Source organism: Pseudidiomarina aestuarii (assembly GCF_048263735.1).
Classification (GTDB): Bacteria; Pseudomonadota; Gammaproteobacteria; order Enterobacterales; family Alteromonadaceae; genus Pseudidiomarina; species Pseudidiomarina aestuarii_B.
Genome location: NZ_JBLXDX010000005.1, coordinates 40,262 through 54,052 on the forward strand (window position 1 = coordinate 40,262; position 13,791 = coordinate 54,052).

Here is a 13,791-nt window from a genome sequence, read left to right on the forward strand (position 1 = left end):
TGTGGCACTGCACGAAGGCCTTTCGTGCATCTAAAGTAGACCTTAGCTAATTCGGGCTGAGGAGGCTCACTATGTTCACGTTACATCAATCACTTTTTTGGCTTCACATTGTTTTTGGCACCATGGCTTTGATTCTATTTTGGGTGCCTGTGCTCACCAAAAAGGGTGGGCTCAACCATCGGCGCTTTGGTCGCTATTACTCGTGGGTTATGTATACCGTGTCGTACTCGGCCATTATTATGGCGCTGATGGTTTTGGTGAATCCTGAAGCGGTTAAGCCAGGGATGCTCACTAACGCGAAGAATCCCGAACAGGTTTTACTGTTCGTTCGCAATTTTTGGGCATTACTGTTGTTTCTCGGTGTGTTGGTGCTTACGGGGATTCGCTACGGCAACTTAGTCATGGCCTGTAAAGCTGACCGTGAACCATTGCGAACGTGGCACCACTTAGCACTGCACATGAGCCTACTAGTCGGCAGTTTGTGGTTACTTTATATCTACTTCTTTAACCAAGGCATCATCCTGCATCTGATATTTGGTTGCTTAGGCGCGGTGAGTGTCGTGCAAACCTTTCGCTATGTTTTCGCCAAAGAAATCACGTTGGCGCAATTGTGGAGACAGCACATGGAAGCCATGGTGGGAACTGGCATTGGTGCGTATACAGCCTTCCTAACCTTCGGAACACGCCGTTTATTCAGTGAGATGGGTGATTGGCAATGGGTATTCTGGATCCTTCCGGGCATAGTCGGTGCCACGGCAATTACTTTGCTCTCGAAACAATATGAAACGAAATTTAAGGGCAAAATGGCGCCAAAATCACGAAAAAATGCGCCCGCCGCGTAAACTTTTCCACCGGTGAACTATACTTAAAGACAGGCAAACCAGTGCGTAAGGAGGTTACCATGCGTCTAATCATTGCCTGTCTTGCTGCTGTAGTCGTGGTGGGGTGTTCACAAACTCCAACTGCGAGCATGAAACAACGCGTTGTCGATGAAAATTACGTAGCTCTTGTGGAAAACGCTGCGCATAGCAATTCATCACGCGTGGAAGTGATCTGGATTAACCCGCCAACTCACATTGTCGCTCAAACTGACAATATGAAGCCATAGGGCTAATCCATTAAAGACAGGGATGTCTTTCTATTCCTGTTGAAACCGAGCTTCAATAGCTTGGTGGAGTTGTTTTTTTCCGCCCAGCATAAACACTACTTCTGCGACGACAAACAAGGGGCCAATGGCCAATCCCATAATATCGTCCACGAATGCAGGTTTCTTGCCTTCGAAATAATGACCGATAAACTGAAACACCCAGCCCACTACAAACATCCCAATACCTGCCGTTAGCCATGCGGCGGTGCCAAGTTCGGAAATGCTGGCGCCAAACCACACTGCCAACCCGAGCAACACCGTCATCAAAATGCCTAAGGCAACATCAAGGTAGAGGTAAAACAAAGCCGCAACAAGGCTCACCAGTATGGCTGGTGATAGGGCAATGTCGGCAATCATAATGCTTGGCCGAGCGAGTAGCGTTTCGATACCGAGCACAATCAGCGGAATGCCAACTAAGTGCGTAATGATATTGCGTTGATCTCGGTGATACGCGGCGTATCCAGCCAGATGGTCTGTTATTGTTTTCATTGTTGCTCACCTTTCATGAAGCTGTCAGTATAAAAACATTATCACAACGTACAGGGATTGCTAGCTATGCGTGAACAATTGGAACGCCGCGCATTTTTACTTTTACTCGCCGCCGTCACCATTGCTTTTGGGTTTATTTTGGAGCCGTTTTGGGGCGCTATTTTCTGGGCTTGCGCCGTTGCTGTTATTTTCGCGCCATTACAAGCATTGCTGATGCGCAAACTGGGCGATAAGCCCAATACGGTGGCACTACTCACCTTGATGATTTGTATGACCATTGTCGTTATTCCGGTCATCTTTTTATCGGTAGCGTTTGTGCAAGAGGGGGTGCAGTTTTATCAGCGCTTGAATTCTGGTGAGATTGATCCGAAGCAAATTCTGACACAACTCCGTGATGCATTTCCTTTGTTCGATCGTGCGCTTATTGAACTCGGCATCGATACCGAGGGCTTACGCGAACGTATTGCCAGTGCGGCCCTTGAAGTCAGTCGTTTTCTGGCCCGCGAAACCTTTACCATTGGTCAGAGTACGTTTAGCTTTCTGATCAGTCTCGCCCTCATGATGTATTTGGCATTTTTCTTGCTCCGTGATGGCTCTAAGTTAGTCCAGCTCATGATTCGTGCATTGCCACTCGGTGATGAGCGTGAGCAGGCACTCTTCCAGAAGTTCGCTGAGGTGACCCGCGCTACGGTGAAAGGAAACCTAGTTGTTGCTGTGGTACAGGGTGCCCTAGGTGGATTTATTTTCTGGATCCTCGATATCCCGGGACCGCTGCTATGGGGCGTTGTGATGGCGTTCTTGTCTTTGATCCCAGCGGTGGGCGCAGCGATTATCTGGTTCCCTGTCGGTCTCTATCTCTATGCCACGGGAGATTGGATTAGTGCGACCGTTCTGATGGCCTACGGTGCTGTGGTGATTGGCTTAGCCGATAATGTATTACGTCCTATTCTAGTGGGGCGTGACACTAAGTTACCCGACTATGTGGTGCTGTTTTCAACCATCGGCGGAATTGCGCTATTCGGTATCAATGGCTTTGTCATAGGTCCGCTGGTAGCTGCACTCTTTATGGCGACGTGGCAAATTTTTATGACTGAGTTTAACGCCGACTAACCCCCCGTTATATTAAAGCGCCTGTGCATCAGCAGCATCGCTGCTGAGCACGGGACGCTGATAGCCGCCACTGACACCATGATGGCTAAAGACCCACTGCCAAACCTGTAAGTCTCGCGCTCGAAACGCCCCTGCACAGCTCAATAAATAATAGCGCCACATGCGCACAAAGGTTTCGCCTTTATCTGCTCGAATGTCCTCTTCATGCTGAGCGAAATTGTGATACCAAGCCATTAATGTAGGATCATAATCGGCGCCGAAATTGTGAATATCTTCGGTGCAAAATAAATCGCGTGAAGCCCCGTCAATATGCGCCAAGCAGGGTAACTCGCCGTTGGGGAAGATATACTTGGCAATCCAAGGGTCAGTGCCTTTTTGAGCTCGGTTTCGACCAATGGTATGCATCAGGAATAGCCCATTTGGAGCCAAACAGCGCTTTGCCACCTGCATGTAGGTTCGATAGTTTCGCTGGCCGACGTGCTCGAACATGCCCAGACTCACAATGGCATCAAACGACTCATCTAGTTCCCGATAATCTTGCAGACGAAACTCAATCGGGAGTCCTTGGCAACGCTGGCGACCCAGCTCGGCTTGTTCCTTTGACACAGTAATACCGACGCACTCAACGCCATAACGCTCGGCGGCATACTGCATAAACGATCCCCAGCCACAGCCGATATCAAGAATACGCATACCTGGTTGTAGCTGAAGCTTCTGACAAACCAATTCAAGTTTATGTTCTTGTGCTTGCTCGAGTGAGTGCGCATGATGCCAGTAGCCGCAGGTATAGACCATGCGCGAGTCGAGCATGGCTTGGTAGAGTGGGTTGCCGATGTCGTAATGTCGCTGTCCGACTTCAAACGCTCGGCTTGTGCTTTGCAAGTTGAAGAGACGGCTCTTGAGATGGTGCCATAGCAAGCGCGATGGGCGAACTTGTTCGTGTAATTTAGCTTTAAGGAGCCGATAAAAAAGTTCATCAAGTTGGACGCAATTCCAGGCGCCTGCCATGTAACTTTCGCCTAACCCTAGATTTCCGCGCGCAAGCACATCAGCAAACATCGACTCGTCATGGACTTGAAGGTCCCATGGACGAGAGCCATTGATGGCGATATCTGCTTGTCCCAAAAGTTCGGTAATGAACGCTTTGGAGCTACTCATGAATCCCTCCGACACAGAACATCTTCCGACTCAGTGTAGTCGAAATCGATGATATTTCCTGTGTCGGAGAGCTGTGCCCTTTAGCGCGACTTCGCTGAAACAAACTCCGGATAAGCCTCGACGCCACATTCGCTGATATCCGCACCGTCATACTCAGCTTCAGCGCTGACACGAATGCCAATGGTAACGCGAAGTAGCCACCAGATGACGAAACTCGATGCAAACACCCAGCCGAAAATCACGGCAATGCCATAAAGCTGTGCTGTTAAGGTGGCTTCTGGGTGCGTGACTGCGACCAACAGCAAACCATAGATACCGCATACACCATGAACCGAAATGGCACCAACGGGGTCATCGATGCGAATACGGTCGACGGCAATAATCGAGACAACGACCAGCACACCAGCACCAGTACCGATCAACGTCGCGACCAAGTGAGTCGGTACCGCGGGTTCTGCGGTAATGGCAACCAATCCGGCAAGTGCACCATTCAGAATCATGGTCAAATCAGCTTTGCGCCAAATCAAGAAGGTGAGTAAGTAGGCTGCAATAGCTCCGGCAGCGGCCGCCATATTGGTATTGACGAAGATAGTGGCAACTGCGTTCGCATTATCCACGCTAGATAGTGCGAGTTGCGAGCCGCCATTGAAGCCGAACCAACCGAGCCATAATATCAAAGTACCGAGTGCTGCTAAGGGCATGTTGGCACCGGGAATGGCGTAGATACGACCGCTGTGCCCATATTTGCCTCGGCGTGGGCCGAGAAGGAGTACACCGGCAAGCGCTGCTGCGGCACCAGCCATGTGGACAATGCCTGAGCCGGCAAAATCGATGAAGCCTGCTTGGGAGAGGAAACCGCCGCCCCAAGTCCAACTGCCTTCAATGGGGTAAATCACCGCAGTCATGACCACCGTGAAAAGGAGGAAGCTGGTCAATTTCATCCGCTCAGCCACGGCACCGGAGACAATGGACATGGCGGTCGCCACAAACACCACCTGAAAGAAAAAGTTTGCAGCGGGTGCGTAACTCTCCGTGCTCACGGGGCCATACATCCATTCGTAGCCAACCAGCAGATAACAAACACACGCAAGCGCGTACAACAAAATATTCTTCACCAATATCTCGGTCGTATTTTTGCTGCGCACTAGTCCTGCTTCCAGCATGCTAAAACCGGCCGCCATCCACATCACGAGCGCTGCGCTAATGAGTAAATAAAACGTATCCAGCGCGTAGGCAATAGATTCAATAGTCATAACGCTCTCCTTTAAATAGCTTCTGCGTCGATTTCGCCGGTGCGAATGCGAACGACTTGAGTGAGCGGCATCACGAAAATTTTCCCGTCGCCCGTATTACCCGTGTGGCTCGACTCTTGAATGGTCTCGACTACGCTCTCCAGTTGCTCTTCTGTGACCGCAATATCGATGCGAATTTTCGGAAGGAAATCGATTCGGTATTCGGCTCCGCGATATAACTCGGTGTGACCCTTCTGACGTCCGAAGCCTCGAACTTCGGTAATGGTCATTCCGTTGCAGCCAATTGCAGCGAGTGCTTCTCGCACATCGCTGAGCTTGGCTGGTTTGATGATGGCTATGACTAGATGCATGGCATGTCCTTTTATGATGTTGTTAGATAGGTACAGCTTGTCGCATCCTGAGTGTTGCAAAGTCGATGCCAACTTGAGATCTGCATATATAGCGGGTTTTAGGGGCGAAATAGACAGGAAGTTGCACTATTTTGGTGCAACGCTGATTATATTTGCGTCAACATGAGGCGCATAACCCTCCTGAGTAGCAACAAACTGGACAAGTGACGGGGGAACTCGTAATGTTTTGACTCTTGATGTTGACCAAAGAGGCGTTGTGATGAGCGTAACTCGAATAACCTCAAACCTGATTCTAATCATGTTGCTAGTAGGGTGTCAGACGGCGCCAACTCAGCGTTTTAGCGATGCCCAACTTGCGCAACTGGATACAGTGAGCTTTGTTCGCCCCTATGAATTGTCGCGCAATGATGTGAGCTTTTCACCGCTTGGCGAAGTAACAGGGGAAAGCTGTCAAACCGGTTTGATGCAAGCACCGGCAACCGAAGAAGATGCCTTGCTTGCCCTCAAATTAGCCGCCGCAGAACGTGGCGCGAATGTGCTCGTTTTGCGACAATGCGAAGGAGTAGCAATTGATGGCTGTCGCTCTGCTTGGATGTGTATCGGTGATGCCCATCAAATGCAGCCACTCCAGTAACACGTCGACCGAACAAGGAATCATTCATGCAAGTAGCACAGCGTCCCGCTGATCTGATTGGCCAAACGGATCTGCTCCGACTGCAGTCGTTATCTGAACTGACAGGTTGCGACATCTACGTCAAACTTGAATCACAAAATCCAGGCGGTTCGATTAAAGATCGTGCCGCATTGCAAATGATCAAAGATGGCTTTGCTCGCGGCGAATTAAAGCCGGGCATGACCGTAGTTGAAGGAACTGCGGGAAATACTGGTATTGGCTTGGCTTTAGTAGCACGTTCTTTCGGTTTGAACATGTTAGCGGTGATGCCGAACGATCAAACCAAAGAAAAAGAGCGCATGATTACGTTGCATGGTGCGGAGCTGAAAACAGTACCGCCGGTGCCATTTCGAGATGAAAACCACTTTTATCACACCGCGCGTCGGCTAGCTGAAAGCCGTGACGATTGTTGGTGGGCCAACCAATTTGAAAATACCAGCAACGCGCGTGCGCACTACCTCAACACCGGTCCTGAAATATGGGAACAAACGCAAGGGAAGATTGATTTTTTGGTTTCCGTTGCGGGTACTGGTGGGACGATTGCCGGTAACTCGATGTACCTCAAAGAGCAGAACCCAGATGTGCAAGTGTGGCTTACCGATCCCGATGGTTCTGGTATTTATAGTTATTTGAAGACCGGTGAGTATGTGTCGAAGGGCGGCTCAATGACTGAGGGGATCGGAATCATGAGATTGGTCGAGAACTTCCGCCAAGCGCAAATTGATGCCGCTGTGAACTTGCCCGATCAAGATCTACTGACCATTTCGCGCTATGTCCGCGACCATGATGGATTAGTTTTAGGCAGTAGCTCTGCATTGAACGTTGCTGGCGCCTTGTGTGCAGCAGCCTTGCATGGTCCCGGCAAAACCATTGTCACGTTTGCCTGTGATTTGGGTGAGCGCTCGGCCAGTAAACTGTACAACCCTGAGTATTTGCAGCAGCGTGATTTAAGTCTGGACTTAGAGCCAATGGAATCGTTACTCGCACGTTATGCTCAGAAGCAATCTGAGGTTTGGTATCGCCATGGCTAAATGGGTTCTCATTGGTTACACGCTGCTGATGATGCTGACGGAAGTGGCAGCCGCTCAGCAGTTACAACCCTTGATGATTGCCCATCGTGGTGCGTCCGGTTATGCCCCTGAACATACCGCCACCGCAGTCGCGCTTGCGCATGGTATGAACGCCGACTATATCGAACAAGATGTGGTTCTCAGTCGTGACCACGTACCGGTCGTGCTACATGACTTAAAGCTCGATGCGGTCACCAATGTTGCTACTGTATTTCCCGATCGAAAACGCCCGGATGGGAGCTATTACGTGCTGGATTTCACTTTTGCCGAATTGCAGCAATTAACGGTGAAAGAGCGCTTTGATCCAGCTACCCAACAGCGAGTTTATCCACAGCGGTTCCCTCACATTGGTAGTAGCCATCGCATCATGAGTTTGGCACAGCAGTTGGAACTTATTCGTGGTTTGAATGTGAGCCGCAATAAGAACATTGGTGTCTATATTGAAACCAAGGCGAGTCGCTGGCATCGGCAACATAACTATGATGTGGTTGCCGCCGTTGTTAAAGTGTTAAACAAATACGGCTATCTGGAACCAGTGCCGCCAACACCTGTATATCTACAAAGCTTTGAGCCGGAAGATCTGCGTCGCCTGCAACGTGAGTTTTACGTGGAGCTACCACTGGTGCAGTTAGTCGCTGAGAACAGCTGGAACGAGAGTCCGACCGACTATGCGCCGATGCGCACTGCAGCAGGCCTGGAATCGCTATCAACGCACATCGATGGTGTCGGCGTTTGGTTAGGCCATGTAGTGAAAGGCGTGACAGACGAGGGACTTATTGAACTCACCGACTTGATTCAAGATGCGCATGCTGCCGACCTGAAAGTACATGTTTATACCTTGCGTCGGGATGCCTTACCAAAAGGGGTCACTGATTATCAGTTGCTCTTAGATACTCTGGCAGCTGAGGGCGTTGACGGGCTCTTTAGTGATTTTCCGGACTTGCGTCCGTCCATGACAATCGCATCCGATACCCATCCGTCCCATCATCGTAGTAGCCCGGCAGCAGATCAGTAACAGCGAAGTCGAGCTTTTCGTAGAGCGCGATTGCCCCTTTATTGTCGACCTTAACTTCCAGCGACAGTGCCCGAGCACCATGCTCGCGTGCCATTGTGATTGCCGCTTCGAGTAAGGCTCGGCCTAACCCTGTCCCGCGCGCTTCCGGCGCTGTGGCAATGGAATAAAGACGCCACACCTGACTATTGAGGCGGGTCAGCAGTAGGGTATAGCCCACTAATGCCTGCGTTGAAACCAAGCGCGCAACGGTGAAATGTCCTGAAGAACCGCGAATGAGTCGCTGAAAACTACGGCGACCCATGCGGCTGTAATCAAAGCAGCGGGCTTCAAGCTCGACAAGGTCATCCACATCGGCAAGTGTTGCCGACTGGATGACCCAAGTAGACGGATTACTTTTCATCGAGACGACGGAAGAAATCTCGCATGATGATGTGATAAAGCTCATCACCCAGCAATTGGTCTTCTACACCAGAGTCGATCGACGGGTTGTCGTTGATCTCAATAATTACTGGGCCTTTTTCGGTGACCTTCATGTCCACACCATACAAGCCATCGCCAATTAAGCGAGTAGCCTGCAGCGCAGTTTTCACAACTTCTTTCGGCACCTGATGCACACCCACGGTTTCAAAACCACCCGATTTGGTGCGGCCGCCGGTTGGGCTGCCGTGGTTGTATATCTGCCAATGATTACGTGCCATAAAATACTTACACGCGTAGATAGGGCGATTGTTCAGGATACCAATACGCCAGTCATAATCGGTACGCACAAACTCTTGTGCGAGTAAAATCGTCGATTTGGCGAACAGTTCTTTGGCGACACGACGAAACTCTTCGACGTTCTCAGCTTTCTCGACACCAATGGAAAACGAGCCATCTGGAATCTTCAACACCACTGGATAACCGAGGCGATCGCCTATGGCTTCATAATCGATATCTTGCTGACTTAACAACAACTCCGTGCGTGGCGTCGGAATACCATGCTTGTCGAGTAGCTCTTTCAAGAACACTTTATTCGCACACTGCAAAATAGAGTTCGGTGCGTCAATGACCACCATCCCATTGGCTTCGGCTTTCTTCGCGAAGTGATAGGTATAGTGATTGATTCGCGTGGTTTCGCGAATGAATAGTGCGTCAAATTCCAGCAATCGGTTGTAGTCATCTGCCGTGATAAGCTCGGCGTCAATGTCCGCCTCTTTGGCTGCTTTAATAAAGCGTTGCAGCGCTTTTTTGTCGCTGGTCGGAATCGGTTCTTCAGGATCGTGCAGGATGGCTAGGTCATAGCGATATTCCTTCGGCGCCCGCGCTTTGCGCCACACACGTTTGCTAAAGCTATCGAGTGCGTTGCCAAAAAATGTTTGCTGGGCGTCGTTGAGTTCTGACAACTTCTCTGCTTGTAGCTTGCTGATGAACCAGCGACCTTGATAACTAAACTCAACCGACAACAATGGCGTTGGATAACGGTCAAAGATTTGTCGGGCAAAATTCGCCAGCAACGGATTCTCAGTCTGCCCAAAGCAAATCAAGATGTGCAACGGCTGCGATTGATCCGAACTATTCAACACCTTGAGCAATTGTTTGTCGGTGTTCGCGAGTAACAATTGATAGTGCGAAAAGTTCGCCAAGTCATTGATGGTCGATACCGATGGCAAGACGCGCTGTCCGCGTGCCTCAGCGAGCAAACTGACATAATAGCCAGTCGACAGATAGCTCAAATCACCACAGAGGTTCAGCAGTTGCGTTCGTGTTTTAGACGACTGCTGCTGCAGAAATTCACTAGCGGTGATAATGGATTGGCTCGGATAGTAGGGCTGCCAATCGGTAATGTCTTCCAAAATGATGAGCGCAGAGTTTTGCATAGTTGCTCCGTGTGAGTGTGCGGCGCATTTGTAAGGCTATTCAGCCTAAAACACAAGCAAATAATAGTCTAATTTCACGTAAATTTTTCGTTCATTGGCGGAATGTACGCTATTCTTTGAAGTCATAGAAAGTAGTCACTCAATAGGAGTCAAATGGAATGCTGACTTTGCTTGCTCGTTTCCTCAAAGCATTGAATTCTGAAACTGGCGCTTGGGCACTCGCGTTTGCGTTTGTGCTCGGGATGATCATGGGCTTCACCCCACTTTTCCGAGTGCACAATCTCGCTATTTTGCTTATCGCATTATTGTTTCGCATTAATCTATCAGGCTTTTTGGTCAGTTGGATGATTTGTTCGGGTATTGCCTACCTTCTGGATCCTTGGTTCCATTCGATTGGTAGTGCGGTATTGCAAGCAGAGTCATGGCAACCGGTGTGGCAAGCAATGTATGAATCAGCTTGGTGGCGCGTATTGCAATATCATCACTCTATTACTATGGGTAGTTTGATTGTGAGTCTTTGCTTCGCGCCATTCCTCGCCATTATTAGCTACTTTTTGGTTACCCAATACCGACAACGTATTCAACGATGGTTCTTGAAGTTACGACTTGTACAAGCGATGCGAGCGAACAAGTTTTGGGCCATCTACTCAGATTTGCGGGGGTAACTGATATGACTACCAATATTCGTCAAAGCGCCATTCGCTGGCCAGGGCTCGTCGCGTTCTTGATTATTGTCGGGCTGTTAGTTGCCTTCAGTTGGTTGTTACTGGATACCATTATCAAGTGGTCGCTCGAACGGTCACTGGGAACGTTAAACGGTGCCGAAGTAAACATTGAGAGTGTTGAGCATACTTGGGTGCCGCTGGGCGTTCGAATTGAACGCATTCAAGTGACCGACCCGCTCACGCCAACGATGAATCGTGTCGTGATTGGCGCGGTGGAAGGGACCATGAATGTCGAGCAACTCCTGCTCGGCCGCTTACATTTTGAGAATGTAGTGAGCACCGGTATCCGTGTGCAGCAGCCTCGCGAGAGTGAAGGTGAGGTCTATCAGGCTCCCAATCGAGAAGATGTTGAAGGTTGGGCGAAGCAGGGCTTAGCTGCTTTAAATTTAGAAGTCCCGAGTACGGATAAAATACTCGAACGGATGGAGCTCAAAACTCCGGCAGCGATTAGCGAAGCGCAACAAGCTTTTGCAACGCAGAAGGAGCGTGTGAATGACGCTCGCTCGCAACTACCGAGCGAAGAAAAGATTAAAGAGTACGAGGCCAAGGTCAAAGCACTGACGGAATCTGAAATCAAAACGCCACAAGCATTGGTCGCTAAACGCGAGGAATTCGAGGCACTGAAGGAAGAGTTCGAAAAAGACAAAGCAGCGCTGTTGAGCTTTAAGGAAACGGTTACCAACGCTGTTGATCAACTCCAAACGCAATTTGAGGCGGTCAAAGATGCGCCGGCTCAAGATATGGCACGCGTGCAGGAGTTGATGCAACTCAATAGTGCTGGGTTAACTGAAATTACTGCACTGCTTTTTGGTGATCAGGCTCGCGTGTGGAGCAATTACATGTTGCTGGCTTATGAACAGTTAGCGCCAATGCTAGCGCGTTCGGCCGATGCTGCTGCTATCAAACCTCAGCGCGGTGAGGGCGTTTGGTTTTCGTTCACCGGTGCCAATGCACCACCTGACTTTCTCATCAAGCTTGCGGACACTGAGTTTGCATTTGGCGAGACCATTCTGGATGTGCAGTGGAACAATATTACCCATCAACATGAGCAGTTGGGTCAACCGACAACATTCCGGGCGCGCGCCGACAACACGCAGTTGTGGAGTTCGTTTAATCTGAATGGTGAGCTGGCGTTGGGTGCTGAAGGCGTTGATGCACGGCAACAGTGGCAGCTCAAAGGGGTGAAGCTCGACAATTTAGCATTGAGCGAGAGCTCAGAGTTTGCCGCCAATATTGTTGCTGCGCTGCTGGATAGCGAAGGTTCCGTTGCGCTCCGCGATAGTGCCCTCGATGGCGATGCAACGATACGACTAGCTGATATGCAAGTGACTGCAAACGCCGAGAACCGCTGGGCACAAGTGGTCGCTTCAGCGCTGCAAAGCTTAACTCGCTTGGATATTCAGACCTCCATTGCCGGCAGTATGACTCAGCCAACGTTTAATTTACGCTCTGACCTAGACCGTCAATTAGGTAGCGCATTAAAATCAGCGGCGTTGCAAGAAGTCGAGCCAGAATTGGCGAGCTTACGAGCAAAACTGCAGGAACAGTCTGGTGGTTTTCTGGGTGAGAACGAGGAAGAATTGAGCGAGTTGGTGGGTCTACTCACAACCGCTGAAAATCGCGAAGCACGGTTACAAGAACTGCTAGAAGCGAAAATCCAAAACAAACTTGAAGACCAAGTAAAAGACCGCCTCAAGGGCCTCCTCAACGGCGGCTAAATAAAAAGAGGGCACCATGTGCCCTCTTTTTGTTTCGAATTAACTGTTCACTATTTACTATTCACTCTCGATAAATGCCTTCAGTGTCTCAGCTTTCGTTGGGATGCTGAAGATACCATCCAGATGTCCCCAGATACCCTGAATCTCTTCATACTGCGGCTCTTTGCCTTGCTCTTCGAGAATCGCGACAGTTTGCTTCGCGAGATAGGGCTGTAGCAGTAAGTCATTCGTAGCTGGCAAAAATAGAGTTTTGGCTTTGATGTTGCTCAAGCCTTTGGCCAGACTTTCATCGTGACCCGCTACGAACAGCTGGTTAGCGCGAACCAAGTACAACAAGTGATTCGCATCAGCCAATGGTGCGCGACCTGCTGCTGCACCAAATAAGTAGCTGACGGCTGGCAGGTCGGTCATGACGCTATCCAATCCAGCGGCTGGTAACACATCTTGCTTTGGCGCTTGCATATTCATGATGGTTGGATGCATCGCTTGCTGAGTGATCATCGCTAACGTGCTGGTGACGCCAGTCAATGGTGCTTCACCGCTGTAGTAATCACCTTGGTTCCAGTTCGGGTCCGCTTTAATCGGCCGCGCCCAATGCTCAAGCGCCATGATGGTCCACGCATCCATAGCTCCGGTGCCAATCACCGACACCATACGTTCAACAGAGTCTGGATACGCAGCAGCCCATTCAATAGCTTGTAGCGATCCCATCGAAGCACCAACGACCGCATGCAATGTCTCAATGCCCAGACTATCCAGCAACGCCTTTTGGACGTTTACAAAGTCACGAATGGTGACCACTGGGAAATCAATTCCGTAAGGTTTGCCGGTTGCCGGATTGATCGATTTAGGACCCGTAGTGATAACATTCGGGTCGCCCGGGAAGGCATTGACCAGAGTATCTGAGCTCACCACATAGTATTTATTGGTATCGATAGCTTTGCCCGGACCAATAATGCTATCCCAGTAGCCTGGTAGTGGGTCAGTCTCGGCATATTTGCCCGCCGCGTGACTATTGCCCGAGAAAAAATGGGTAATCAGAATCACGTTATCTTTGGCTTCATTGAGTTCGCCATAGGCTTCCCAACCAACCGTCACTTCCGGAATCGTCTCGCCACCAACCGTCACATAATCAGCCATGGTGAAGGCTTGCTTCTTGACGATGAGCTCGGCGTGAGCTGAATTTATGCTCAACAACAGCACCGCCGCAATCCAATAAATACGCAT

At 50.0% G+C, this 13,791-nt stretch carries 15 protein-coding genes; 8 read left to right on the forward strand and 7 right to left on the reverse strand.

Going from position 1 to position 13,791, the window contains the following annotated elements; translation table 11 throughout:
• Positions 1 to 71: 71 nt before the first annotated feature.
• Both ACN0S4_RS11085 and ACN0S4_RS11090 read left to right on the forward strand, forming a co-directional pair.
• Positions 72 to 842: a hypothetical protein gene (locus ACN0S4_RS11085; RefSeq protein WP_417657740.1), complete on the forward strand. Its 771-nt coding sequence runs from the start codon at positions 72 to 74 to the stop codon at positions 840 to 842.
• A gap of 59 nt (positions 843 to 901) precedes the next feature.
• A complete protein-coding gene (locus ACN0S4_RS11090; RefSeq protein WP_417657741.1) occupies positions 902 to 1,108 on the forward strand; it encodes a hypothetical protein in 207 nt (68 codons plus the stop codon).
• Between the two features lie 30 nt (positions 1,109 to 1,138).
• On the opposite strand, the gene ACN0S4_RS11095 is transcribed toward ACN0S4_RS11090, so the two are convergent.
• On the reverse strand, positions 1,139 to 1,636 hold the full coding sequence (locus ACN0S4_RS11095) for a DUF962 domain-containing protein (RefSeq protein ID WP_417657742.1): 498 nt from the start codon (positions 1,634 to 1,636) through the stop codon (positions 1,139 to 1,141).
• A 66-nt stretch (positions 1,637 to 1,702) separates the two neighbouring features.
• Here ACN0S4_RS11095 and ACN0S4_RS11100 point away from each other — a divergent pair, with 66 nt between their 5' ends.
• Positions 1,703 to 2,746, forward strand: coding sequence for an AI-2E family transporter (locus ACN0S4_RS11100; RefSeq protein ID WP_417657743.1), 1,044 nt, complete (start codon positions 1,703 to 1,705; stop codon positions 2,744 to 2,746).
• Between the two features lie 12 nt (positions 2,747 to 2,758).
• Here ACN0S4_RS11100 and cfa read toward each other — a convergent pair whose 3' ends face one another.
• From cfa to ACN0S4_RS11115, 3 genes are all read right to left on the reverse strand, one after another.
• On the reverse strand, positions 2,759 to 3,904 hold the full coding sequence (cfa, locus tag ACN0S4_RS11105) for a cyclopropane fatty acyl phospholipid synthase (protein WP_417657744.1): 1,146 nt from the start codon (positions 3,902 to 3,904) through the stop codon (positions 2,759 to 2,761).
• A gap of 80 nt (positions 3,905 to 3,984) precedes the next feature.
• Positions 3,985 to 5,157, reverse strand: a complete 1,173-nt coding sequence (locus tag ACN0S4_RS11110) for an ammonium transporter (protein WP_417657745.1) — start codon at positions 5,155 to 5,157, stop codon at positions 3,985 to 3,987.
• Between the two features lie 11 nt (positions 5,158 to 5,168).
• Positions 5,169 to 5,507: a P-II family nitrogen regulator gene (locus tag ACN0S4_RS11115; RefSeq protein WP_169931409.1), complete on the reverse strand. Its 339-nt coding sequence runs from the start codon at positions 5,505 to 5,507 to the stop codon at positions 5,169 to 5,171.
• 259 nt (positions 5,508 to 5,766) lie between these two features.
• On the opposite strand from ACN0S4_RS11115, the gene rcsF reads away from it, so the two are divergent.
• From rcsF to glpQ, 3 genes are read left to right on the forward strand one after another with little or no spacing between them, the layout of a single operon-like run.
• Positions 5,767 to 6,141 carry an Rcs stress response system protein RcsF gene (rcsF, locus tag ACN0S4_RS11120; RefSeq protein ID WP_417657746.1) on the forward strand — a complete coding sequence of 125 codons (375 nt, stop codon included), beginning with the start codon at positions 5,767 to 5,769 and terminating at the stop codon, positions 6,139 to 6,141.
• Positions 6,142 to 6,167: 26 nt separating this feature from the next.
• A complete protein-coding gene (locus tag ACN0S4_RS11125; protein WP_417657747.1) occupies positions 6,168 to 7,211 on the forward strand; it encodes a cysteine synthase A in 1,044 nt (347 codons plus the stop codon).
• A complete protein-coding gene (gene glpQ / locus ACN0S4_RS11130) occupies positions 7,204 to 8,265 on the forward strand; it encodes a glycerophosphodiester phosphodiesterase (RefSeq protein WP_417657748.1) in 1,062 nt (353 codons plus the stop codon). Before ACN0S4_RS11125 ends, glpQ begins: the two co-directional genes overlap by 8 nt.
• Here the strand turns inward: glpQ and ACN0S4_RS11135 are convergent.
• Entirely contained in the window at positions 8,174 to 8,665 is a 492-nt protein-coding gene (locus tag ACN0S4_RS11135; RefSeq protein ID WP_417657749.1) for a GNAT family N-acetyltransferase, read from the reverse strand. The two genes, glpQ and ACN0S4_RS11135, sit on opposite strands and share 92 nt — an antisense overlap.
• Positions 8,655 to 10,121: a RimK family protein gene (locus ACN0S4_RS11140; RefSeq protein WP_417657750.1), complete on the reverse strand. Its 1,467-nt coding sequence runs from the start codon at positions 10,119 to 10,121 to the stop codon at positions 8,655 to 8,657. The genes ACN0S4_RS11135 and ACN0S4_RS11140 overlap by 11 nt, the downstream gene beginning before the upstream one ends.
• Before the next feature lie 158 nt (positions 10,122 to 10,279).
• Here ACN0S4_RS11140 and ACN0S4_RS11145 point away from each other — a divergent pair, with 158 nt between their 5' ends.
• Positions 10,280 to 10,786 (forward strand): TIGR03546 family protein, encoded by a 507-nt coding sequence (locus tag ACN0S4_RS11145; RefSeq protein ID WP_417657751.1) that lies wholly within the window; start codon positions 10,280 to 10,282, stop codon positions 10,784 to 10,786.
• A gap of 5 nt (positions 10,787 to 10,791) precedes the next feature.
• Positions 10,792 to 12,564 (forward strand): TIGR03545 family protein, encoded by a 1,773-nt coding sequence (locus ACN0S4_RS11150; RefSeq protein ID WP_417657752.1) that lies wholly within the window; start codon positions 10,792 to 10,794, stop codon positions 12,562 to 12,564.
• A 57-nt stretch (positions 12,565 to 12,621) separates the two neighbouring features.
• Here the strand turns inward: ACN0S4_RS11150 and ACN0S4_RS11155 are convergent, their stop codons facing one another.
• Positions 12,622 to 13,791, reverse strand: a complete 1,170-nt coding sequence (locus ACN0S4_RS11155; RefSeq protein WP_417657819.1) for an E22 family MetX-like putative esterase — start codon at positions 13,789 to 13,791, stop codon at positions 12,622 to 12,624.